Below are 23,109 nucleotides of genomic sequence, written 5' to 3'. Positions count from 1 at the left end.
GCGTACATGGCCACCGGGTTCCACGACTTCGGCGCCTTACGCGCGACGATTCGGGCCGGTCACCGGGACGGATACCGTGCCGGCCGCCGGGCGCGGAAGTCGCGGCCGCGTTCGGCGGCCAGCTCCCGGCCCCGCCCCAGGCACCACGACCACCAGTGGTCCAGCAGCCGCGGTGTGACGTCCTCCGGGTGCAGTACCGCCGGCCATCGGCACACGCGGGCCTGCGCCGACACCGTCGCGCCGCCGTCGACCGGGTCGACGGCGAGCGCGGGCACGCCGGACCGCAGGGCGAGCACCAGGCCGTGCAGCCGATCCGTGACCACCACGTCCAGGCGTTCCAGCACCGACAGGTACTGCCCGCAGGTGGCGCTGCGCCGCCAGTCGTGGGCGTCCAGCCGTGTGTCGAGTTCCAGGCGTGCGCAGTTCTTGCCGCACATCCACGACGTGAGCGCCTCCGCCACCGCGTCGTCCCGCACCCCCGCGCCGCGCTCCCGGCGCCCTCCGGCGAGAACCACCCCGGCCACCGGCACCGGCTCCTCCGCCGGCGCGGACGCGGCCAGGTCGACGCGGCCGCGCAGGGTCCCCGGCCCGTCCCGGCTCATCACCCGGTGGAAGCCGCTCAGCGCCGGATCGGCCGGGTCCACGGTGGAGACGCCCAGCGCGACCCGGAAGCAGTGCGCGAACCGCTCGTGCAGGGCGGCGATCTGCTTTCCGGCCACCGGCCCGCACACGAACAGCAGGCGGCTGTAGTGCTGCGGGTCGGCGTCCTCCAGCGACACCGCCTGCGAGCGGAAGCCAGGACTCCACGCCACGTCGTAGGAGGCGCCCGCCAGGTCCAGCCGCGCCTCCACGTGACGCAGTGCCAGTACGTCACCCGCCGTGGCCTCGCCCCGCGGGAAGCTGAACCATCCGGTGACCAGCGTCCTTCCGCCGCTCACCGGAGGATCGCCCGAGCCAGGGAGCCGACGGCGGACGGGTCCGGCGCGCGGCGCGGACCGGGGTCCGGGTTCTGCTCGCTCATGAGGGCCGGGTACGCACCTGGCCGCACCTCAAACGGCCGGACGCCGTCCCGACGCCCCCACGCTCACCCGTGGGACGGGGGCGGGAGTCGGGGGAGACGAGGATCACCCCGAGGCACGGAGTCGCGCACCGGCACCTGGGTACTCGCCCCGCCGTGAGCCACGACGAAGATCAGCAGATGACCCCCGACCTGCCCCCGCCCGTCGAGGCGCCCGAGCTGTGGCGCCCGGAGGACGGCGACGACGACGAGGAGACCGGCGGCACGACGCCGCCGGACCCGGAGCACGGGCCCGGCGACGACACCGGCACCGGCGAACCTCCGGACTGACCTCGGGACTGGGCGCGCGGGCCCGCCCCTCGGCGGCCCGCCCTGCGTCAGCCCGTCGCCCCGTCTGCCCGTCGGCTCGTCAGCCCGTCGGCACGCAGAGCACCGGCACGTCCGACAGGTGCAGCAGCTTGTGCGGGGTGGAGCCGAGCAGCGCGCCGCGGATCGGGCTCTCGCCCCAGCTGCCCACCACGATGACGCGTGCCCCGTGCCGGCTCGCCGCTTCGATCAGCGCCTCCGCGGGCTTCTCGTCGATGATCTCCACGGCCGTGGGCACGCCCGCCGTCGCCGCGGTCTGCACCGCGTGGTCCAGCGCGGTGCGGCCCGCCTGCCGGAGCGCCTCGTGGTGGGTGCGGTACTCCTCGCCGGTGCCGCCCGGCGCGGCGGCGCCGTACACCAGCACCAGCAGTTCCCCGAAGGCGACCGACACCTCGATGGCGACCCGCAGCGCCCGTTCCGCCCCGGGCGACTCGTCGTATCCCAGCACCACCGTCATCGCGGCGGCTCCTTTCCCCGTCCGGTCCGATGGCCGTGGCCGGTTTCGCGGTGCGGCACCAGCGCCGGGTCCACCACGCCGGGGCGCTCCGCCCAGAACCGCGTCGCCTGCAGCCGCCACACCAGCATCAGCACCACGCCGGCCAGGGCGATGGCGATGCCGATGACCAGCGGCGGTCCGAGACCGAACCAGGACTCGCCGCTGTAGGAGTTCGCCGGATCGGACATGTCCCTCACCGATTCCACCAGCAGCCATGCGAGCAGCGCGGCGCCGACCAGCGGCCCGACGCCGATCAGCAGCAGGTTGCGGACGCTGCGCGTCAGCTCGCGCCGGTAGTACACCGCGCAGGCTACGCCGGTCAGCGCGTAGTAGAAGGCGATCAGCAGCGACAGCGCGGTGAGCGAGTCGAACAGGGCGTTGGCGCTGATCTGGTTGAGCACCAGGTACCAGACGATCGCGATCCCGGCGACCCACCAGGTGCTCACGTCGGGGGTGCGGAAGCGGGGGCTGATGTGTCCGTAGTGCCGGGGGACGGCCTGTCGGCGGGCCATCGACAGCGCGGTGCGCGAGGCCGGGATGATCGTCGTCTGGGTGGAGGCGATCGCGGACGTCGACACCGCCAGCAGCAGCACCCAGTCCCAGCCGCCGAGCACCTCGCCGGCCAGCAGGGCGAAGAGGAACTCCTCCTCGGCGGCGTTCTCCGACAAGAACGCCACGCCCGAGTAGGCGACCACCGCGAAGCCCACCGACACGTACGTCACCAGCAGCACGATCGTCGACCAGACGCCCGCCTTGCCGGGCGCGCTGACGGAGTCCTCGGTCTCCTCGGTGAGGTTGACCGCCGACTCCCAGCCCCAGTAGATGAACACCCCCAGCAGCAGCCCGCCGGTCAGTGCCGCACCGCCCTCACCGAACGGGTTGAGCCACTCGACCTCCGGTGTCGTCGAACCCAGCGTGCCGGTGTCGGCGTACACCCGGTAGATCGCGACGACGGCGAACACCAGCAGGAACGCGACCTGCGCGAGGATCAGCACGTTCTGCACCCGTGCAGAGGCCTCGGTGCCGATCACGCACACCGCCGTCATCACCAGGATCAGCAGCACGGCCAGCAGCTGCCGCCACAGATCGCTCTCGGCCAGGCTGTCCAGGCCGAAGGCGAGCAGCCCGAACGACACCGCCACGTCCGCCAGCGACCCGACGACCAGCACACCGGTCATCATGATCGCCCAGCCGCCCAGCCAGCCCGCCCACGGGCCCATGGCGCGGGTCACCCAGGAGAACGTGGTGCCGCAGTCCTGGTCGATGCGGTTGAGGAAGTAGAACGCCGACGCGATGAGCAGCATCGGCACGAACGACGCCAGCATCACGCCCGGCGCGTAGATGCCCACCAGGGCCACGACCGGCCCGATCACCGCCGCGATCGAATAGGCCGGGGAGGTCGAGTTCAGCCCGATGACCAGCGCGTCGACGAAGCCGATCGCGTTGGGTTTCAGGCTCGGACCGCCACCTTCGCCACGCCCGGGTCCGGTCCGTTCGTCCGCGATCCTGTCGGCCATGGTCCCTCGCTCTGTCGTGCGGCGGGGCGGTCGCCTGTCCCGGAGGGATTCTGCCCTCCCGCGTGCCCCGTGAACCTCACTGCTCCCGCATGCCCCAGGGGGAGCCGTACGCGGTGAGCTTGTCCAGGAAGGGGCGCGCGGGCAGCGCCTCGGGTCCCAGGACGCCTGCTCCCGTCCACACCCCCTCGGCCATCAGCTCCAGCGCCACCACGGGGTTGACGGCGGTCTGCCAGACGACGGCCTGCGAGCCGTACGTGCTCATCGACCACTGGTTGTCGACCACGTGGTACAGGTACACCTCGCGCGGGCGGCCGTCCCCGACGCCCTTCACCCAGGTGCCCGCGCACGTCTTGCCGTGCATGCGGTCACCCAGCGTCGCGGGGTCGGGGAGGCAGGCCGCCACCACGTCGCGCGGCGAGACCCGGGCCGTCCCGCCGCCCTCCGCCGCGACCGTCACCGGCTCGGTGCGGTCCAGGCCGATCAGGTGCAGCGTCCTGAGGGTGTCGATGAACTCCCGGCCCAGCCCGTACTTGAAGGTGACCCGCCGGGCCTTCACCCACCGGGGCACCAGCAGCACCTCCTCGTGCTCCACGTTGACGCATTCGACTTCGCCGATCCCCTCGGGGAAGTCGAACACCTCCGGATCGCTGAACGGCGGGGTGGTGAACCAGCCGCGCCCGTCCTCGTAGACCACCGGCGGATTCAGGCACTCCTCGATCGTGGTCCAGATGCTGAACGAGGGGGCGAAGTCGTATCCGTCGACGGCGAGGTTCGCGCCGTCCCGCACGCCGATCTCCTCGATCTCGTCGAACAGCTCGTCCGCGGCGTAGCGGGCGAACACGTCCGACAGGCCCGGCTCCACCCCCATGCCGACCAGCGCCAGCCGCTCCGCCCGCTCCCACGCGCCGGCCCGTTCGAACTGCGCGTCGCCCAGCTTCACCCCGCACTCCTCGTGCGGACGCTCCGGGTGCGGCCGGGACAGCGACATCGCCATGTCCAGGTAGTGCGCCCCCGCGTCCAGCGCCGCCCCGAACAGCGGCATGACGAACCGCGGGTCGGTCGCGTTGAGCAGCACGTCGCACCGGTGCCGCTCCAGCAGCGCCCGCACGGCCGCCTCGTCCGAGGCGTCCACGCGCTCCGCGGTGAACCGTCTCCCGGCCTCGCCCAGCGCCTCCACGGCCGCGTCGGCCCGCGCCGGGTCGTAGTCCGCCACCACCATGTGGTCGAAGAAGTCCCGCCGGGCGGCGATACGGGTGATCGCCGTACCCACGCCCCCGGCCCCCACGAGCAGCACCCGCACCTCGGCCTCACCTCTCCCGCCGGCTCGTCCGTCGTCCGGCGCGCTCGCCCGGCCGCCGTCGGCCGGTCCGCTTCCAACGTAGGCGCACCCGGCCGTTCCGTCCTGTTCGACGGACCATCGACAGAGCCGAGAGGACCAGCCATGGACGTCGCTCCCGCGAGGCGTCACCGGCACCGCCCGCCCGCCGCCGCCCCCGACTCCAGCAGCGACCGGTACAGCTCGACCGGGCCCTCGTGCAGCGCGCTGCACAGGTCCGCGTCGCCGCGCCGGCGCCGGGGCGGCGACGCGAACTCGTACAGCAGGCAGCACAGTTCGTCGTCCGGCTCGCCGGGCAACCCGGACCGGGTCGTCGCCGCCAGGCGCTCCCGCGGATCCTCCAGGTCCTCCGACGCCAGGCGGCGCAGCCGCGAGAAGCGCTCCACGGCGTCGGCGAGGACCTCCTGGAAGAGCTCGTCGAGCTCCCGGAAGTAGGAGGTCACCGAACCGGGCGCCATACCCGCGCTGTCGGCGACGTCCCGGATGCGTACGGATGCCGGCCCGTGTTCGACGATGACGCGGCGTGCAGCCGTCACCAGGTGGGCCCGCCGGGCCGTCTGGCTCCTGGCCGTGCGATGGCCGCCTCCTCGATGGGGCCCCGTGGACGGATGTCGCAGTGTCGTACGTTCCCGCGAGCCGGAGGCCGCGTCCCGCCGTGGCCGCGCGCACGACGCAGAGCGTGAGCCCGGCGTCAGGGCGGGCCGTCGCCCCCGTCGTCGGAGCGGAGAAGCTCCTCCAGGTCCGGGAGGCGTTCGAGCCCGCGCACCGGCTGCGCGGTGCGGTGGTTGCGGGCCAGGCGCTCGCGGTGGCGGTGCAGGAAGCGCCAGTAGCCGGCGGTGTACGGGCAGGCGTGTTCCCCGGTGCGGTCGCCCGGCCGGTAGGCGCACGGCCCGCACAGGTCGCTCATCCGGTCGATGTAGGCGCCGCCCGTCGTGTACGGCTTGGTCGTCATCCGCCCGCCGTCGGCGTACTGGGACATGCCGACCACGTTGGTGAGCATCACCCAGTCGTAGCCGTCGACGAAGCAGCGGTGGAACCAGTCGGTGACCTCGGCGGGGTGCCAGCCGCGCTGCAGGGCGTGGCTGCCCAGCACCATCAGGCGCGGGATGTGGTGCGTCCAGCCGGTGTCCCGCACCTGGGCGAGCACGGTCGACAGGCAGCGTGCGGTGACCGCGTCCGCGTCCAGTTCCCGGAACCACTCGGGCAGTCCGCGGCGGTGGCGCAGGGCGTTGCTGCGACGGTAGCCGGGGCCGAAGTGCCAGTACAGGTGCCACATGTACTCGCGCCAGCCCGCCACCTGGCGGACGTATCCCTCGACGCTGTTCAGCGGCGCGTCGCCCTCGCGCCAGGCCCGTTCGGCGCGTTCGACGCACTCGGCGGGGTCCAGCAGCCCCAGGTTGAGCGACGCCGAGAGCAGACTGTGGCTCATCACCGGGTCGGCAGCGAGCATCGCGTCCTCGTGGGCGCCGAACGCGGGCAGCCGGTGCGTGACGAAGCGGCGCAGCGCCGCCAGCGCCTCCCGCCGTGTCGCGGGAAAACGGCGCGGCCCGTCGCGGCCCACGAACGCGACCTCCCCGTCCCGCTCCCAGCGGTCCAGGTCCCGCCGCACCTCCGCGTCGATCCCGTCCTCGCGCGGCCGGTACGGGCGCGGCACGTCCAGCGTCGCGGCGCCCTTCGGCGGCGGTTCCCGGTTGTCGTGGTCCAGGTTCCACCGCCCGCCCGCCGGTTCCCCGCCGTCCATCAGCAGGTCGTGGCTGCGGCGGACACGGCGGTAGAAGTCCTCCATGCGCAGCGCGCGTCCCCCGCGGCCGTCCGCCCAGTCGGCGAACTCCCCGGGCGGCACCAGGAACCCGCGCGGCTCCAGCACCCGCACCCCGGGCAGCCGCTGCACGAACGCGAGCGCGGCGTGCGAGGTGGGATGGCACACGGTCACCTCGCCGCCGGTGCCGACGGCCTCCCGCAACCCGTCCCGGTACGTCTCCGCCCGCACGTAGCGCACCCGGTCGCCGAGTTCGGCCGCCCGGTGACGCATCGCGGACAGCACCAGATGCGCCTTGGCGCGGTGGAAGCGGCGGCGGCGGAAGACCGACCGGGCCTCGATCATCACCAGCGGGGCGTCCGGGTCCGGTCCGTCGCCGCCGGAGCGCAGGAAGTGCGGGCCGAGCTGGTCGCCGAACAGCCAGTGCGGGCGGGGGCTCACCGGCCCTCCCGCCCGGCACCGGCGGTCCGCGCGCCGCCGGCGGCCCGCTCGGCACCGGCGGTCCGGGCGTCCGCGACGACCTCCCGTGCCGACCGGGCGCCGGACGCCATGGCGCCCTGCACCGACCCCGTGGCGCGGTGGTCGCCGCAGACGTAGCGCCCCGGCCCCACCCGGCTCGGGCGGCTCAGCGGCCACGGCGGCACCATCGCGGGCAGCGCCCCGGGCACCGTACGGTCCGCCAGGTGCTCCCACGCGGAGGTGTCGGTGCCGTACGCGTCGGCCAGGTCGGCACGCACCTCCGCCTCCCGGCCCGGCCGCTCGCCGCCCAGCACCGAGGTGGCGATCAGCGCCCGCCCGTCCGGGGCGTAGCCGGCCGCCACCTCGCTCACCACGCAGGAGTTGAGGAACCGGCGGCGGCCGTCGATCAGGAGGGTCGGCTCGCGCAGCGGCGGTGCGGGCGCCACGTGGTAGTGGGTGGTCACGGTGCGGACCGGCGGGGTGTCCAGGCCGGGCAGCAGGTGTGCGGCGACCTCCGCGCCGGTGGCCACCACCACCGCGTCCGCGGCGAGTTCGCCGCCGTCGTCGAGCAGCACCCCGTCGTCCGTCAGCGCCGCCACCGGGGTGTTCAGCCGCAGGCACTCCTCGGGCAGCCGGCTCGCCAGCTGCGCGGGCACGGCGCCGATGCCGCTCCGCGGCAGGCACAGCGAGCCCCGCAGCATGCTGCGCCACACCAGGTGGAAGAACCGGCTGCTGGTCTCCAGCTCGTCCTCCAGGAACACCCCGGAGAGGAAGGGACGGAAGAACGTCTCCACGAGTGCGGCGGAGACGCCGGCCTGGGCGAGCGCGGTGACGGTGGTGCGTTCCGGGGCGTTGCGCAGCAGCCCGGCCGGGAGGACGGCGTCGCCCGCGCTGAGCGCGGCGACGGCGAGCAGGTCGCGCGCCGACATCAGCCGGCCCGGCAGCAGGTCGGCGGCGTCCCGCGGCCGCCGGGTGGGGTCGGTGAAGCGGCGCAGTCCGCCGTCCGCGGTGCGGATCAGCGCCCCGGGCGTGAAGGGGCACAGCTGGAGGTCGGCGAGCCGGAGGCGCCGCCGCACCTGCGGGTAGGAGGTGTTGAACACCTGGAAGCCGTGGTCGACGAGGAAGCCGTCCACCCGGTCGGTGCGCATCCGGCCGCCGACCCGGTCGGCGGCCTCCAGGACCAGCACCGACCGGCCCACGGCCGTCAGGTCCGCTGCGCAGGCCAGTCCGGCGACTCCGGCCCCGACCACGATCACGTCGGTCCGGCTGCTGCGGGATGTCGGCATGGGATCGCGCCGCCTCTCACTGGAGTGAAGCCGTCGGTGGGCTCATGGTCGCGCCGGCGGGCCCTCCGCCGCGCGACGACGCGCCCGGGGCGGCGGCAGCGCCGCCCGGCTGCGCGTGGTCACCGGACTCCGCGTGCCCGCAGGAAGCGGTCCAGGCCCTCGCCCAGACCGACGACCGGGTCCGGGTAGTCGATCCCGGCCCGGTCGAGGCCGGCCAGCTTCCACGGCGTGTGCACGGCGCCGCCCTCCACGTCCGCCAGCTCCGGCACCCAGCGCCGCACGTACGCGCCGTCGGGGTCGAACCGTTTGGCCTGCGTCAGCGGGTTGAGCACCCGGTTGGGCCGGGTGTCCGTGCCGGTGCCTGCCACCCACTGCCAGTTGAGCTGGTTGTTGGCCATGTCGCCGTCCACCAGCAGCTCCAGGAAGTGGCGGGCGCCGACCCGCCAGTCGACGTACAGCGTCTTGGTGAGGAAGCTGCCCGCCAGCAGCCGCCCGCGGTTGTGCATCCAGCCCTCGTGGGCGAGCTGCCGCATCGCCGCGTCCACCACGGGGTAGCCGGTGCGGCCCTCCCGCCAGGCGTCGGCGGCCTCGTCGTCCCGGCGCCACCCGTCGTGACGGGTGCGGTAGTCCTCGCGGGCCGCCTGCGGCCGGGCGGCGAGCACCTGGTGGTGGAAGTCCCGCCAGCAGACCTGCCGCACGAACGCGTCCGCGCCCGCACCGCCGCGTTCCCTGGCCCGGTGCACGAGTTCGGTGGGGGAGAGGGTGCCGAAGTGCAGGTGCGGGGAGAGCCGCGAGGTGGCGTCGCCGGCCAGGTCGTCGTGCCGGTCCTCGTACGCGTCGACGCCGTCGGAGAGCCACGCCGCGAACCGCCGCCGGCCCTCCTGCTCACCGCCGCGCGCCAGCCCGGGCGAGACGCCGGAGACCGCGGACCGGGCCGGGAGCTCCCCCTCCCGCACGCCGTCCGGCACCCGCACCCGGCGCGGCGCGCCCAGCGGTCTGCGCGGCGCGACGGTCTCCCAGCGGCGGAAGTAGGGCGTGAAGACCGCGAAGTGGTCGCGGTCCGCCGGGACCACCTCGCCGGGTGCCAGGACCGTGGTCACCGCGTCGTGCACGTGCAGGCGGCGTCCGTCGGACTCCAGCTCCGTGCGCAGCCGGTCCTCCCTCCGGTGCGCGAAGCCGCTCACGTCCGCCGCCACGTGTACGTCCCGGGCCTCCGCCTGCCGCGCGAGCCGGCACACCTCGCCGACCACGTCGCCCCGGCGCACCACCAGGCGGCCGCCGCGTTCCCGCAGGGCTTCGTCGAGGGAGGCGAGGCAGTCGGCGAGGAAGGCCCGGCGGTTGGGGGCGTCGAACCCGGCCGCGCGTACGGCGTCGTCGAGGACGAACAGCGGCACCGTCTCGTCGGCACCGTCCAGGGCGGCCCGCAGCACCGGGTTGTCGTGGACCCGGAGATCGGCGGTGAACAGGGCGATCGACACGGTCACGGGGGCATCACTCCGGTGCGGGTGGTCTGGGGTGGGGCGGTACGGGTCCGGTGTACGGGTGCGGGCACGGCCGCTACTGCCCCTTCCCGCCCTGAGCCGGACGCGGATGCGCCCGTCCCGGTGAATCCCCCGGGCGGGCGCATCCGCGCACACCGGCACACCGCCGCCCGTGTGGCCTCGGCGGTCCCGTTCCGTGTCAGCGGTGGCGCAGGGCGCTGGGCCACCACAGCACCCGGCCGATGTCCCGCACCAGCGCGGGCACCAGCAGCGACCGCACGACGAGGGTGTCCAGCAGGACGCCGAAGGCCACGATGAACGCGATCTGCACCAGGAACGCCAGCGGGATCACCACCAGCGCGGCGAAGGTGGCGGCCAGCACCACGCCGGCCGAGGTGATGACGCCGCCGGTCGCGGTGAGCCCCGTCAGCACCCCGCGCCGGGTGCCCTCGCGCAGCGCCTCTTCCCGCACCCGCGTCATCAGGAAGATGTTGTAGTCCACGCCCAGCGCCACCAGGAACACGAACCCGTACAGCGGCACGGACGCGTCGGTGCCGGTGAAACCCAGCAGATGCTGGAAGACCAGCGCGGCGACGCCGATGGTGGCGAAGTAGTTCAGCGCCACCGTGCCGACCAGCAGCAGCGGCATCAGCAGGGACCGCAGCAGCAGCGCCAGGATCACCAGGATGATCGCCAGCACCACCGGCGTGATCACCACCCGGTCCCGCTGCGCGGTCTGCTGGGTGTCGTACTGCTGCGCGGTGTACCCGCCGACCAGCGCGTCCGCGCCGTCGACCCCGTGCACGTTCTCCCGGAGCCGCTGCACCGTCTCCTTCGCGGCGTCGCTGTCCGCGGAGTCCGCCAGCGTCGCGTCGATCATCACCCGGCCGTCGACCACCTTCGGCTGCCCGCCGCCGGGCCGGCCGGACTCCGTGACCGGGGCCGCCGCGGAGACGCCCTCGGTGCGGGTGGCCGCACCGGCGACCTCGCGGGCCGCCCCCGCGTCGGCGATGATCACCGCGGGGTTGCCGGAACCGCCGGGGTAGTGCTCGCTCAGCACCTCCTGCGCCTCGACCGAGGGCGCGTCGTTCACGAAGATCTCGCTCAGCGGCACTCCGCCCGACTTCAGCTGCGGCGCGAACGCGGCGCAGACCAGCAGCAGGACGCCCGTGCCGGCCCAGATGCGACGGGGCGCGCGCTCGACGGCCGCGGCCACCCGGCCCCACACCCCGTCCGAACGGGTGCCCGCCGCGGCCGCCTTCGGCCGCGCCGGCCAGTAGGCGGCCCGGCCCAGCAGGGCCAGCACGGCCGGCAGGAACGTCATGGTGCTGACCACCGCGCACACGATGCCGATCGCACCGACCGGGCCCAGCGCGCTGGTGTTGGCCAGGTCGCTGAGCAGCAGCGCGAGCAGGCCCAGCCCCACGGTGGCGGCGCTGGCGACGATCGCGCCCGCCGACCGGCGTACCGCGGTACGCATCGCGGCCAGCCTGTCGCGGTCGGCGCGGGCGGACAGTTCCTCCTTGTAGCGGGCGGCCAGCAGCAGGGCGTAGTCGGTGGCCGCGCCGATGACCAGGATGGAGAGGATGCCCTGCACCTGGCCGTCCACGCGCACCAGATCCCGTTCCGCGAGCTGGTACACGAGCGCGGAGGCGAGCGACAGCGCCAGCACGGAGCTGGTGATGACCACCAGCGGCAGCAGCACGCTCCGGTAGACCAGCAGCAGGATCAGCAGCACCACGCCGAGCGCGACCAGGAGCAGCAGGCTGTCGATGCCGGCGAACGCGTCCGAGAGGTCGGCCTGCGTCGCGGCCGGCCCGGCGATGTGCGAGGCGGCGCCGGGCACGTCGGCCGCCGCTTCGCGGATGCGGTCGACGGTCTCCCCGAGCTGCTCGCCCAGATCGGAGCGCAGCTGCACGACGCCCTGGAGCGCGGCGCCGTCCTCGGCCGGGATGACCGGCGACGCCTGCCCGGTGACGCCGGGAACGTCGGCGAGCGACCGCAGCGACTCGGCGGCCGCGGCCCGCTGCTCGCCGGAGACGGAGCCGTCGTCGGACGTCCAGACCACGACCGCGGGGATCGTCTGCTCGTCACGGAAGGCGTCCTGGGCGTCCAGCACCTTCGTCGACTCGGCGCTCTGCGGCAGGAACGCGGACTGGTCGTTGGTGGAGACCTCGCCCAGCTTTCCCGCGTACGGGCCGACGACGCCGCCGAGGCCGAGCCAGGCGACGAGCAGAAGGGCGGGAACGAGCCATCGCAGGGCTCGGGAGGCAGGGGGCATCACAGGTCCTCGGTGGTTCGTCGAACGGTGCCCGGGCCGCCGCAGCGAGCCCGCGCGCACCAAAGTATCTCAATCATTGAGTTAATTTTATCCTGGGGATGTGCCAGCACCCTCAGCCCCCGGCTCCCCGCCACCCGACCTGCAGGCGTTCGCGGTCCGGCTGCGCCGGATGAACGCCGAGTTCAACCGCATCGCGCAGGAGTTCGCCCGCGCCCACGGCCTGCACCACACCGACGTGCAGGCACTGGTGGCCGTCCTGGACGGCGACGGTCAGGGCGGGGCCCTCACCCCCGGACGGCTGCGGGAACACCTCAACCTCACCTCCGGCGCGGTCAGCGCGTGCCTCAACCGGCTGGAGGCCGCGGGCCACATCCAGCGCGTCCGCGACCCCGACGACGGCCGGGTGGTGCACCTCCACTACGCCGCCGCCGGACGCGCCGTCGCCCGCGCGTACTTCCGCCCTCTCGCCGACGGCACCGACGCCGCCCGCCGCCACTTCACCGGGGACGAACTGCGCACCGTGCTGCGCTTCCTGGACGCCATGGGCGACGAGCTGTCAGCGGTACGGAGCACCCCGTCCGACCCGTAGCGGCGCCCCCGGCCGCTACGCCTCCGGCCGAGCGTCCTCGGCCGCCCGCGCGATGTTGCGGGTCATACCCCCGAACACCGGCCCGTGGAACGGCGCGACCGCCCACCAGTACGCGTGCCCGGCCAGCCCGCGCGGATGGAACACCGCGCGCTGCGCGTACACCGTCCGGCCCTCCCGGTCCCGCGCCACCCGCAGCTCCAGCCATGCCAGGCCCGGCAGGCGCATCTCCGCGCGCAGCCGCAGCATCCGGCCCGGCTCGACCTCCTCCACCCGCCAGAAGTCCAGCGAGTCGCCGACGCGCAGCCGGTGCGGGTCGCGCCTTCCGCGGCGCAGCCCGACGCCGCCCAGGAACCGGTCCAGCCGGCCGCGCACGGCCCACGCCAGCGGGAACGAGTACCAGCCGTTGTCTCCGCCGATGCCCTCGATCACCCGCCACAGCGCCTCCGGTGAAGCCTCCGACCGCCGGGCCCGCCGGTCGGTGTAGAGGCTTCCGCCCGCCCAGTCCGGGTCGGTGGGCAGCGGATCGCTGGGCGCCCCGGGCACCGACGCCGAGGACCAGCGGGTGGCGACCTCGGCGTCCTTGATGCGCTGCAGCGCCAGGCGCAGGGCCCGGTCGAAGCCGAGGCGCCCGCCGGGCGGGTCCGGCACGTACCGGGCGAGGTCGTCCTCCCGGCACACCACTTCGTGCCGCAGCGACTCCGCCAGCGGGCGGGCGATCTGCGCCGGCACCGGAGTGACCAGGCCGACCCAGTGGCTGGACAGCCGCGGCGTCAGCACGGGCACCGGCACGATGACCCGCCTCGGCAGCCCGGCCACCTCCGCGTAACGCCGCATCATGTCCCGGTAGGTGAGCACGTCCGGGCCGCCCACGTCGAACCCGCGGCTGACGTCGGCCGGCAGCCGCGCACAGCCGACCAGGCACCGCAGCACGTCCCGCACGGCGATGGGCTGGATCGGCGTCCGCACCCAGCTCGGGGTGACCATCGCGGGCAGCCGTTCGGTGAGGTACCGCAGCATCTCGAACGACGCCGACCCCGAGCCGATCACCACCGCCGCCCGCAGCACGGCCGTCGGCACCCCCGACTCCAGCAGGATGCGTCCCACCTCCGTCCGTGACCGCAGGTGCGGGGAGAGTTCGCTCTCCGGCACGCCCCGCGGGGTCAGCCCGCCGAGATAGACGATCCGGCGGACCCCGGCCCGCCGCGCCTCGGCCGCGAACACCCGTGCCGCGTGCCGGTCGGTCTCCTCGAAGTCCGGCCCGGTGCCCAGCGCGTGCACCAGGTAGTAGGCGACGTCCACGTCCCGCATCGCCGGGCGCACCTGCTCCGCCCGGGTCACGTCGCCCTCCGCCGCCTCGACCCGCGCGGCCCACGGGTGGTCGCGCAGCTTGCCCGGCGTCCGGACCAGGCAGCGCACCTCGTGCCCCGCGTCCAGCAGCTCCGGCACCAGCCGCCCGCCGATGTAGCCGCCCGCCCCCGTGACCAGGCAGCGCAGCGGCCCCTCGTTCTCCTCCGACACCCTGACTCCTTCCGCCGTGGCGACGACTTCACCTTCACACTTCGCGCGCCGGCCCGCCGCCGGATGCGGCCGCACGGTGCCGCACGCGCAGGTCCGCCACCGCGACCGCCAAGGCGCACAGCACGAACGCCAGGGACACCGCGACGCTGTACCGGAACGCGGTCGGCCAGTCGTTCCCGGAAGCGGCGAGGCGGGAGAAGAACACGCTGCCGGTGGCCGCGATGCCCGCAGCCGACCCGAGGCGCTGCCCCGTCTGCAGCACGCCGCCCGCGCTGCCGCCCTGCGCCGGCGGCACGGCCGACAGGGTGAGCGTCTGGTTCGGCGCGATGACCGCGCCGCCGCCCAGCCCCGCCAGCAGCAGCGGCGCCGCGAGCGCCCAGCCCGCCGACCGCCCCGGCACCGCCGACACCGCGACGATCACCAGCGCCAGGCCGGCGGTCACCACCGTCAGCGCCGCCACGACCAGCGCCCGGCCGTACCGTGCCACCAGCCGGCCGCTGACCGCCGCCGCGACACCGGAGCCGACCGCGAACGGCACGGTGGTCAGGCCGGCCGCCAGCGCGCTGTAGCCCAGCCCCGCCTGGAGGTAGAGGGTGAGGACGAAGAAGATCGACGTGAAGCCCGCGAAGTAGGCCAGCATCAGCACCGACCCGAAGGCGTAGGAACGCAGGCCGAACAGCCGCAGGTCCACCAGCGGCTGCGCCCGGCGGGCGTGCCGCCGCTCCCACAGCACGAAGCAGGCCAGCACGACCCCCGCGGCCGGGAACATCAGCCACGTGCCGGGCCCCGTCCACTGCCGCCCCTGCACCAGCGGGAGCAGCAGCAGCGCCACCCCGGTCCCCAGCAGCACCACCCCGGCCGGGTCCAGGTCCCGGGCGCACGGCCGGATGTGGTGCTCGGGACCGGGCAGCAGCCGCGCGGCCAGCAGCAGCGCCGCCAGGCACACCGGCAGGTTCACGAAGAAGATCCACCGCCAGCCGTGCGCGGCGCCGAACAGCTCGATGATCACCCCGCCGAGCACCGTCCCCACCGCCGTGGACAGGCCGATCACCGCCCCGAAGAGCCCGAACGCCCGGCCCCGCTCAGCCCCCCGGAACAGCTGCTGGATCAGCGCCGACACCTGCGGGGAGACCAGCCCGCCCGCCAGGCCCTGGAAGAGCCGGGCGAGCACCAGCCACAGCGCGTTCTGCGCCGTGCCGCACAGCACGCTGGCCGCCGCGAACAGCGACAGCCCCGTCATGAACAGCAGCCGCCGCCCCCGCGCGTCGCCCAGCCGCCCCGCCGGGACCAGCAGCAGCCCGAACGACAGGGCGTAACCGGCCACCACCCACTGGATGTCGCCCGCCGTCGCGCCCAGGCCGCGCCGGATCGACGGCAGCGCCACGTTGACGATCGACACGTCCAGCAGCGTGATGAACCCGGCCAGCAGACACACCCCGAGCGCCTTCCAGCGCCGAGGGTCGGGCACATAGGTGCCGGGGGACGTCTCGGATCCGATCACCAGCTGTCCCTTCCCGACGTCCGTTCGGCCCCGGCGGCCCCGACGCTCCCCGCCGGGACCGGCACGCGGGGTATCGGGGCTGCGGAGACCGAGGTACCCGCCGGACGGACCTTCACGCGGCCCCCTCCCGCCCTCGTCGGCCTGCCCGGCTCCCGCCGGTCGGGTGGACGTGGCGGCCCGACGCGCGAGGCACCCGCGCGGAAACCGCCGGGACGGGGAGGGTGCGGGCATGCCTTCGCCGGACCGCACCCTCTACACCACCACGGCTCGCTCCAGCCACGGACCGGACCAGGTCCGCATCGACGGCTCCGGGCACAAGACCCTGCCCGTCGTGGCCCCGCCCGCGCCCGGCTCGCGCGAGGCTGACGGCTGGTCGCCGGAGGACCTGTACGCCGCGGCCGTCGCCACCTGCCTGCATCAGGCGCTCACCGTGGTCGGCGGAGAACTGCGCGCCGACCTCACCGGCAGCGAGGTGTCCGTCCAGGTCGACCTGGAGCACTCCGGGAACCTGCGCTACGGCCTCACCGCCCGCGTGTCCGTGGACCTCCCGGGCGTGGCCGACGGCACCCGTACCACCCTGCTGGAGGAGGCCATGCGCGTCTTCCCCCTCTCCGCACACGTCCGCGTCGCCTCGTCGTGAGCCGCCCTGCTGCGCGTCGGGGCCGCGTTGCCGCCGAGCGCGGCCGCACGGAGACTCGGGAGGGAACCGCGCCGGACGACGGCGCCCGATGAGAGAGGACCCGGCATGGACGCCGACCCCGCACCCGTACGCAAGGCGGCCCTGCTGTGGGCGCTCGGCCGGGTGAGCCTGGGGGTCACGGCGCTGCTCGCGCCCCGGCCGCTGCTCGCTCCCTGGCTCGGGCCCTCGGTTCCCCGCACCACCGCCCGGGTGACCGGGCGGGCCCTCGGCGGCCGCGACCTGGTGCTGGGCGCGGGCGCGGCGTGGATGCTCGCCCGGGGCGGCGACGCCCGGCCGTGGGTCCTCGGCTGCGCCGCCGCCGACACCGCCGACGCGGCCGCCACCCTGCTGGCCCGCAGGCGCCTGCCCGCCACCGGCCGACGGCTGGTCACCGTCGTGGCAGCCGGGTCCGCGCTGACCGGCGCCGTCCTCTGCCTGCTGCTGCCACGGGTCAGCGTTTCCCCGCGGGCCTGAGGAAACCGGTGACGGGGCGTGGCAGGCGCTCGCCGTCGACGGTGAGGTCGACGGCCTCGTTGTAGAACGCGACCCGGTCCCGGACGGTGTGCACCGTCGGCAGCGGGTCGGGGTAGCTCCACGCGATCCCGGGCGGCACGTCGCCGCCCGTTCAGGACCAGTACTCCGAGGCCAGCCCCTTGTAGGGGCACCGGGTCTCCTGCGCGTACGGCGTCAGCAGACCGAGCCGGACGTCCTCGCGCGGCAGGTAGTACCGCACCGGCAGGTCCGTCTCGAAGAGGAGCACCGGCGCGCGCGTCTCCGCGACCACGGTGCCGTCGATCTCGACCCGGACGTGCCGCGAGCTCGGCAGCGCGTCCACCCGTGTGTGCGGGTCGCGGGGGTGCACGAAGATCTCCTCGTCCTCCTCGTACCAGTGGTCGAGCACGTCGCGCCCGAACCACTCGAAGCTCAGGTGACCGGCCAGCTCCTCGCCGGCGTAGGTCCAGGCCGCCCCGGCCGCGGTCTTCCCGCCGGGCGCCACCGTCAGGTCGTAGTACTCCGCCGCCCCGGGGTGCGGGCGCGCCGTCCGCGGCCTCCCCGCCGACCTCCGCAGCAGGTCCGTCCGCACGTCGTCGGCCGGGAAGGCGTACAGCGGCACCGGCCGGCCCGGCTCCCACACCAGGACGGGGTGGCGCGAGTCCACCACCGTGACGCCGTCCCGCGTCCCGCGCACCCAGCGTTCGCACGGCTCCCACAGCACCGCGCCGGACCGCTCCGCGGCCCGGCGCACGACCGGGACACCCTCCGTCTCGCCGCCGCTCGACATGACACGCCTCCTCCCGTACGACCTCCCGTGGAACTCCCCCTTTCCGAGCATTGCTCACGGCCGGAGGGACGTCGAACGCGGCGGTGCGCCGCCTCCGGCCCGGCGCCGCGCACGGGCGGGGCGCACGTCGACCGGCACGCACCCCGTCCGTGCGCCGTACGCCCGGCCCGAGGCTCCGCGCGCCCTGCGCTTCCGGCGGCGAACAGCCCCGTTCCGGTGAATACCGGGCATAAGCGCCCGGCCGACCCCCGCCGTCGCTACAACGAGAAGCGGAGCCATCCGCTGCCCCGTGAAGGGAGAACCGGCCAGGTGTTGACGATCAACGTGGCGGTCCTGCTCACCGTCATCGTCCTTCTGCGGCTGCGACGTCGCACCGAGCCCCGGACCCGGTTCGACGAGACGTTCGGCGTGGTCCTCGTGCTGGTGCTGGGTGTCCTGCTCGCCCCGACGTCCTTCGGCCAGTGGGTCCTCGACCTCGTCGGGCAGCTGGCCCACGGCATCACCCGGGCCGGCGGGTAGTCCGGTCACCCCTCCCGCCGTCACCCGGGTCCGGCCCTTACCGTGAAGTACGTCCCCCAGGTGTGCAGGAAATGCGAGAGCCTGGCAATTCCCCCTGGGTTTGCGATTCCGGTCCTCCCCGCTCTCCCCATCGGCGGGCCCCGGGCCGCATGCTGTGTACGGCCTGTCCAGGGGTGCCACGCCTGTCGGCTCAGGGAGGACGACATGTCGCCAACAGAGGTCTCCGTCGTGACGACCCGTGCGCCGGCGCCCGCGCCCCGCGCCGGGCGCGGGCGGATGCCGGGGACACGTCGGCGCCGTTTCCGGCACGCCGGGGCCGGGACGGCCGCCGTGCTCGCCCTCTGCCTCACCGTCGCCTGCGGCGGCGGCGGCGACAGCGGCAACGGCGACGCCGTCACCGAGCTGCCCGACCTGACGGGCAAGACCGTTCAGGTCGCCGCGGTGTGGACCGGCTCGGAGCAGAAGAACTTCAAGAAGGCGCTGCAGGAGTTCGAGGAGCGCACCGGCGCCGAGGTCGAGTTCGTGCCGACCGGCGACAACGTCTCCTCCTTCCTCAGCTCCCGGATCGAGGACGGTTCCCCGCCGGACGTCGCGATGCTCCCGCAGGTCGGCGTCCTCCAGCAGTTCGCCGAGAAGGGCTGGCTGAAACCGGTCGACGACGCCACCTACCGCCAGATGCTGATGAACCTGGAGACGGGCTGGCACGACCTCGGCGCGCACGAAGGCACCACCTACGGCGTCTACTTCAAGGCCGCGAACAAGTCGCTGGTCTGGTACAACACCGCCGCCTTCGAGAAGGCCGGCGCGAGCGAACCGAAGACCTGGAAGGACTTCCTGGACACCGCGCAGCGCCTCGCCGACTCCGGTGTCGATCCCGTCTCCGTCGGCGGCGCCGACGGCTGGACCCTGACCGACTGGTTCGAGAACATCTACCTCTCGCAAGCCGGCCCCGACATGTACGACAGGCTCGCCGCCCACGAGATCCCGTGGACGGACCCCTCGGTGGAGAAGGCGCTGACCACCCTCGGCGACCTGTTCGGGGAGGAGCAGCTGCTGGCCGGCGGCAACGACGGCGCACGGGCCACCGCGTTCCCCGAGTCCGTCACCAAGGCCTTCTCCGACCTGGAGGACCCCGAGGCCGCCATGGTCTACGAGGGCGACTTCGTCGGCGTCAACATCACCAGCGACACCGACGCCGAACTCGGCACCGACGCCAAGCTCTTCCCCTTCCCCGCCGTCGGAGGCGGCCAGCCCCCCGTGGTGACCGGCGGCGACGCCGCCGTCGCGCTGAAGCACTCCCCGGGGGCGCACGCCATGATGACCTTCCTCGCCTCCGAGGACGCCGCACGCATCATGGCCGAACAGGGCGGTTTCCTCTCCCCGAACAAGAGCCTCGACACCGCCGCCTACCCCAGCGACCTCCAGCGCGAGATCGCCACGGCGCTCCTCGACGCAGGGAGCACCTTCCGCTTCGACATGTCCGACCAGGCACCCGCGGCCTTCGGCGGCACCAAGGGCGAAGGCGAATGGAAGGCCCTCCAGGACTTCCTCGACAACCCGGACGACGTCGCCGGCGCCATGCTGGCACTGGAGGACTCCGCCGCGAAGGCCTTCGACGACTGATCCGCCGGCCGGGCCGCGTGCGGCCTCACCGCTCGCGGCGGTCCCGGCTCCCCGCGCCCTCCGAGCCGTGCCCGGACGGGCGCGGGACGAGCAGCCAGCCCGTCTCCCGTGCCGCCCGTACCGCGTCGGTCTTGTTCCGCGCCCCGAGCCTGCGGATGCCGGAGCTCAGGTAGTTGCGGACCGTCCCGGGCGCCAGGTGCAGCGCGGCCGCCGTCTCGGCCACCGATGCGCCGGCGGCGGCGTGCCGCAGCACCTGGAGCTCGCGCCGGGTGACCGGCATCCGCGCCGCGTCGGCCAGCCCCTGCCGCACCGCCTCGGCGACGTACCGCCGCCCGCCGGTCACCTCGCGCACCGCCTCCAGCAACTGCTCCGGCGGCCCCTGGTCGTGCACGAAACCCTGCGCCCCCGCGTCCAGGGCACGCCGCAGCGTTCCGACCCGCCGCGGATCCACGACGACGACCAGGGGGCAGCGTGCGCGGCGCAGTTGCCGCACCAGCGTCCCGTCCGGCGACAACGTGCCCACCGACTCGCTCGACTCCGGACAGGCCACGCACACGCGGGGACGCAACGCCGCCGCGTCCGCCGCCCCCGACTCCCAGCACGACGGAGCCGCGTCCAGGGCGGTCCGTTCGGCGAGCAGCGCGGAGAGCGCCGCGCTCACCAGCCGCGTCTCGTGCACGACCAGCACCCGGCCCCGGGGAGTGGGCGCCGCCTCAGCGGCCCGCCGTCCTGCGCGGACCGCTGCGGACCCGGCTCCGGCGGCCGACCGTCTGCTCATCGTCTGCGCTCCCCCCACCGGTGGCCCGGGCACGCCGGGCTGTTCGGGCACTCACCGGTGCTTCGGAGCCGCAGCCCCTCCGGACGGGTCGCAGTCCGCACGCACGGCATCGGCCGCAGGCCGTGCCCGCGCCCCCGCTTCCTCGGCCCGCGCGCGGGGGACCGTCAGTCGAGGCAGAACTCGTTGCCCTCCGGGTCGGTCATCACGATGAAGCCCTCACTCATCGGGGGAGCGGGTTCGTCCCGCCTCACCCGCGCCGCCCCCAGCGCCACGAGCCGCGCGCACTCCGCCTCCAGCGCGGCCATGCGCTCCTCGCCCTGCAGACCCGGTGCGGCACGGACGTCGAGGTGCACACGGTTCTTGGCGACCTTGTCCTCCGGCACCTGCTGGAAGAACAGCCGCGGCCCGCGCCCGTCCGGGTCCTCGACGGCGGACCGGGTGTTGCGCTGGTCCTCCGGCACGCCGATCCGCGCGAGGAAGTCGTCCCACGCCGCCAGCGGGTCCGTCCCCTCGGGCAGTTCGACTCCGGGCGGACCAGGATGGACGTAGCCCAGCGCGTCGCGCCAGAAGGTGGACAGGGCCCGCGGGTCGTGGGCGTCGAAGGTGACCTGGATGTCGCGGCTCATCGGTCCGCTCCGTTCGTCGTGCGCCGGGTGTGCAGGTAGAGGTCGCGCAACAGGCAGACCTCGGACAGATGGTGGATCAGTTCACGCTGGATGTGCTGCACCAACGCGGCCATGGGCGCCTCGGGGAACGGCTCCTCGTCCCCGAGCGGCTGCCGGAGCCCGTCCTCGCCGAGGGCGCGCACACCCGCCGACCAGACGTCGAGCTGGGCCTCGAGCTGATCGAGCGCGGTGGCCGCGTCGCCCGCGTACTCCCAGGACGCGTACGACGCCTCGGGAGCGCCGAAGTGCGCCGCGTTGCGCACGGCGAGCACACCGACCACGACGTGCCCGAGCCGCCACGCGATCGTGGTGAACGGCGCCGGATCCGGCTCGGGAAAGGCGAAGTCGATGGTGAAGTCCCCGCCGCCGGCCTGCACGGGCGCCGTCGAGGTGCCGCGCGGCCGCACGTTCCAGGCGTCGGGCACCGGCGACCAGAAGTACTCCTCGTCGGTGAGCCCCTGCAGCCTGGGGCGCACGTGCTGCGTCCAGTGCACCTCCCACTGCTCACGCAGCGTCAGGTTCCAGTCGAGTGCGTTCGTGTCCATGCGGCCACCGTGACACCCCTCGCGGACAGATCCGGTCCGCAGTCTGAGGGTGTCCCGGCAGTCCACTCCGTTGCTCCGGGTGACGTCGACGGCCGGCCCGCACCAGCTCCGGGTCAGGCCGGGGGACAGCCAGGCGTCGGTGAACAGGACCACCGTGCCGCCCCCCTGCCGCTCCCGTTGCCCGTGCCCGTGCCCGAGGCGTGTCCACCGGTACGTCGGGGGTGTGCTCGGGCTCGAAGCCGGCGAGGCGTTCCGTCCGAGTGGGTGCCGTCGACGCGTGATTCTCGCAATCCACAGATTCCGCACCATGCGGCCGTTCGTCATTTCCGCGCCGCGTCTTCCCGGGACATATGCCTGCAGCGTCGCTCCGGCTTCCCAGGAAAAGCCGAATTGGCAATGCCAATTGTGTGCCCACGCGGGAGGCCGAGGATTACCGTGGTGTGATGCAGGCCACACTGCACCCTCTTGGCGATCCCTTTGCCTGCACCTATCGTCGTGACCACGCGTCAGATGGAGATTGCACTTCCTCGTTTCCCGACCAGGAACGTGACGGAGAAATCGATCTCCCTCCTCGGAAGGGCATTCTCCTCAGGCATGCGTGAGATACACGCGTCGTTCGTCGTGACACGAAACGGGGGCCTTCTCATTCCTCGTCCCATCCGCCCTCTGCCCCGCGCGAGCGGCACGCATCTCCCTGCCGGCTCGTCGCTGAACGCAGAACGCCGCGGCCCGGACTCGGTGGCCGCGCCCCCAAGCTGCCCGACGCAGCGTCGTCGGGTATGGCCGGGCGGCGGCGTGCCGTCCCGGTACGGAGCACGACCGAGACACACAGGAGGACTCCGCATGGAGCAGAAGATCGCGACGTTCATGAACGTGCAGGACTTCGGTCCGATCGAGAACGGCCTCCAGGAGACCACCCCCGCGCCGGTCATGGGCACCCCCGCCTCCGCCGCCGCCACCTGCTGGTACGTGGCCGGCGGCGTAGCCGGTGCGGGTGCCGTCGTCGGCGCCTACACCTGGGGTGTCGCCAACGGCTGACCGGCCGCCGCCGGGCAGCCCGCACCTTCGCCCCCACCGATACAGGAAGAGGAGAAAGCAATGAGCCGCATCAAGAACAGCGTGATCGCCGTCACCCCGGAGAAGCTGCAGGACGGGGCCACCACCGAACTGGGCGCGATGGCGCCCGTCCAGGCCACTCCGGGCTTCGTCGCCTTCGGTGTGGGCTTCGCCGGCGGTGCCGGCGCCGCCTGGGTGACCGTCCAGGCCTACGAGGCCGGCGCCAACAACTGACCCGTCCCGTTCGACGGTTCACCGCGGAACGACTCCGCCGGGATTGCGCCGCACCCGTGCGAGGCCACACGCGGAGAGAGCTGCCGGGCCGCGCCGCAATCGCGGCCCGGCAGCCCATCGC

Annotated in this window: 22 protein-coding genes and 1 pseudogene; 8 read left to right on the top strand and 15 right to left on the bottom strand. The window is 74.2% G+C overall.

All coding sequences use genetic code 11. The features are described 5' to 3' along the window. Positions 1 to 59: 59 nt before the first annotated feature. Positions 60 to 938 carry a polysaccharide pyruvyl transferase family protein gene (locus RM572_RS22525; RefSeq protein ID WP_311675234.1) on the bottom strand — a complete coding sequence of 293 codons (879 nt, stop codon included), beginning with the start codon at positions 936 to 938 and terminating at the stop codon, positions 60 to 62. 236 nt (positions 939 to 1,174) lie between these two features. Between RM572_RS22525 and RM572_RS22520 the strand changes: the two genes are divergently transcribed. Beyond that, positions 1,175 to 1,348, top strand: coding sequence for a hypothetical protein (locus RM572_RS22520; RefSeq protein ID WP_311675233.1), 174 nt, complete (start codon positions 1,175 to 1,177; stop codon positions 1,346 to 1,348). A gap of 79 nt (positions 1,349 to 1,427) precedes the next feature. On the opposite strand, the gene RM572_RS22515 is transcribed toward RM572_RS22520, so the two are convergent. The 8 genes from RM572_RS22515 to RM572_RS22480 form a co-directional block, all read right to left on the bottom strand. Next, positions 1,428 to 1,841: a universal stress protein gene (locus RM572_RS22515; protein ID WP_311675232.1), complete on the bottom strand. Its 414-nt coding sequence runs from the start codon at positions 1,839 to 1,841 to the stop codon at positions 1,428 to 1,430. Beyond that, on the bottom strand, positions 1,838 to 3,397 hold the full coding sequence (locus RM572_RS22510) for an APC family permease (RefSeq protein WP_311675231.1): 1,560 nt from the start codon (positions 3,395 to 3,397) through the stop codon (positions 1,838 to 1,840). The genes RM572_RS22515 and RM572_RS22510 overlap by 4 nt, the downstream gene beginning before the upstream one ends. A 76-nt stretch (positions 3,398 to 3,473) precedes the next feature. Next, on the bottom strand, positions 3,474 to 4,697 hold the full coding sequence (locus tag RM572_RS22505) for a saccharopine dehydrogenase family protein (RefSeq protein ID WP_311675230.1): 1,224 nt from the start codon (positions 4,695 to 4,697) through the stop codon (positions 3,474 to 3,476). Between the two features lie 164 nt (positions 4,698 to 4,861). Further along, a complete protein-coding gene (locus RM572_RS22500; protein ID WP_311675228.1) occupies positions 4,862 to 5,269 on the bottom strand; it encodes a TetR/AcrR family transcriptional regulator in 408 nt (135 codons plus the stop codon). A gap of 155 nt (positions 5,270 to 5,424) precedes the next feature. Next, positions 5,425 to 6,933: a cryptochrome/photolyase family protein gene (locus RM572_RS22495; protein ID WP_311675227.1), complete on the bottom strand. Its 1,509-nt coding sequence runs from the start codon at positions 6,931 to 6,933 to the stop codon at positions 5,425 to 5,427. After that, positions 6,930 to 8,237 carry an NAD(P)/FAD-dependent oxidoreductase gene (locus RM572_RS22490; RefSeq protein WP_311675226.1) on the bottom strand — a complete coding sequence of 436 codons (1,308 nt, stop codon included), beginning with the start codon at positions 8,235 to 8,237 and terminating at the stop codon, positions 6,930 to 6,932. Before RM572_RS22490 ends, RM572_RS22495 begins: the two co-directional genes overlap by 4 nt. Positions 8,238 to 8,356: 119 nt before the next feature. Then, entirely contained in the window at positions 8,357 to 9,721 is a 1,365-nt protein-coding gene (locus tag RM572_RS22485; protein ID WP_311675224.1) for a cryptochrome/photolyase family protein, read from the bottom strand. A gap of 196 nt (positions 9,722 to 9,917) precedes the next feature. After that, positions 9,918 to 11,999 carry an MMPL family transporter gene (locus RM572_RS22480; RefSeq protein ID WP_311675223.1) on the bottom strand — a complete coding sequence of 694 codons (2,082 nt, stop codon included), beginning with the start codon at positions 11,997 to 11,999 and terminating at the stop codon, positions 9,918 to 9,920. Between the two features lie 100 nt (positions 12,000 to 12,099). On the opposite strand from RM572_RS22480, the gene RM572_RS22475 reads away from it, so the two are divergent. Continuing rightward, positions 12,100 to 12,588, top strand: a complete 489-nt coding sequence (locus RM572_RS22475; RefSeq protein WP_311675222.1) for a MarR family winged helix-turn-helix transcriptional regulator — start codon at positions 12,100 to 12,102, stop codon at positions 12,586 to 12,588. Positions 12,589 to 12,603: 15 nt separating this feature from the next. Here RM572_RS22475 and RM572_RS22470 read toward each other — a convergent pair whose 3' ends face one another. Beyond that, a complete protein-coding gene (locus RM572_RS22470; protein WP_311675221.1) occupies positions 12,604 to 14,106 on the bottom strand; it encodes an SDR family oxidoreductase in 1,503 nt (500 codons plus the stop codon). 34 nt (positions 14,107 to 14,140) lie between these two features. Next, a complete protein-coding gene (locus RM572_RS22465) occupies positions 14,141 to 15,607 on the bottom strand; it encodes an MFS transporter (protein WP_311675220.1) in 1,467 nt (488 codons plus the stop codon). A 229-nt stretch (positions 15,608 to 15,836) separates the two neighbouring features. Between RM572_RS22465 and RM572_RS22460 the strand changes: the two genes are divergently transcribed. Together RM572_RS22460 and RM572_RS22455 are read left to right on the top strand one after the other, a co-directional pair. Then, on the top strand, positions 15,837 to 16,247 hold the full coding sequence (locus RM572_RS22460; protein ID WP_311675219.1) for an OsmC family protein: 411 nt from the start codon (positions 15,837 to 15,839) through the stop codon (positions 16,245 to 16,247). 105 nt (positions 16,248 to 16,352) lie between these two features. Further along, positions 16,353 to 16,760: a hypothetical protein gene (locus RM572_RS22455; protein WP_311675218.1), complete on the top strand. Its 408-nt coding sequence runs from the start codon at positions 16,353 to 16,355 to the stop codon at positions 16,758 to 16,760. Here the strand turns inward: RM572_RS22455 and RM572_RS22450 are convergent. Beyond that, positions 16,738 to 17,568: pseudogene (locus RM572_RS22450) on the bottom strand (DUF427 domain-containing protein). The gene RM572_RS22455 and the pseudogene RM572_RS22450 overlap by 23 nt on opposite strands. A 309-nt stretch (positions 17,569 to 17,877) precedes the next feature. On the opposite strand from RM572_RS22450, the gene RM572_RS22445 reads away from it, so the two are divergent. Then, positions 17,878 to 18,087: a hypothetical protein gene (locus tag RM572_RS22445; RefSeq protein WP_311675217.1), complete on the top strand. Its 210-nt coding sequence runs from the start codon at positions 17,878 to 17,880 to the stop codon at positions 18,085 to 18,087. Positions 18,088 to 18,363: 276 nt separating this feature from the next. Further along, entirely contained in the window at positions 18,364 to 19,710 is a 1,347-nt protein-coding gene (locus RM572_RS22440; protein ID WP_311675279.1) for an ABC transporter substrate-binding protein, read from the top strand. 25 nt (positions 19,711 to 19,735) lie between these two features. On the opposite strand, the gene RM572_RS22435 is transcribed toward RM572_RS22440, so the two are convergent. The 3 genes from RM572_RS22435 to RM572_RS22425 form a co-directional block, all read right to left on the bottom strand. Further along, positions 19,736 to 20,488 carry a response regulator transcription factor gene (locus tag RM572_RS22435; RefSeq protein WP_311675216.1) on the bottom strand — a complete coding sequence of 251 codons (753 nt, stop codon included), beginning with the start codon at positions 20,486 to 20,488 and terminating at the stop codon, positions 19,736 to 19,738. Positions 20,489 to 20,652: 164 nt separating this feature from the next. Next, positions 20,653 to 21,114: a VOC family protein gene (locus tag RM572_RS22430; RefSeq protein WP_311675215.1), complete on the bottom strand. Its 462-nt coding sequence runs from the start codon at positions 21,112 to 21,114 to the stop codon at positions 20,653 to 20,655. Then, on the bottom strand, positions 21,111 to 21,698 hold the full coding sequence (locus tag RM572_RS22425; RefSeq protein ID WP_311675213.1) for a DinB family protein: 588 nt from the start codon (positions 21,696 to 21,698) through the stop codon (positions 21,111 to 21,113). Before RM572_RS22425 ends, RM572_RS22430 begins: the two co-directional genes overlap by 4 nt. Positions 21,699 to 22,541: 843 nt before the next feature. On the opposite strand from RM572_RS22425, the gene RM572_RS22420 reads away from it, so the two are divergent. Continuing rightward, complete coding sequence (locus RM572_RS22420) at positions 22,542 to 22,736, top strand: hypothetical protein (RefSeq protein ID WP_311675212.1); 195 nt, start codon at positions 22,542 to 22,544, stop codon at positions 22,734 to 22,736. Positions 22,737 to 22,796: 60 nt separating this feature from the next. After that, positions 22,797 to 22,988 (top strand): hypothetical protein, encoded by a 192-nt coding sequence (locus RM572_RS22415; protein ID WP_311675211.1) that lies wholly within the window; start codon positions 22,797 to 22,799, stop codon positions 22,986 to 22,988. The last annotated feature ends 121 nt before the right edge of the window (positions 22,989 to 23,109 follow it).

Source organism: Streptomyces hazeniae (assembly GCF_031845485.1).
GTDB classification, from domain to species: Bacteria; Actinomycetota; Actinomycetes; order Streptomycetales; family Streptomycetaceae; genus Streptomyces; species Streptomyces hazeniae.
This window is presented reverse-complemented; position numbering and strand designations above follow the sequence as displayed.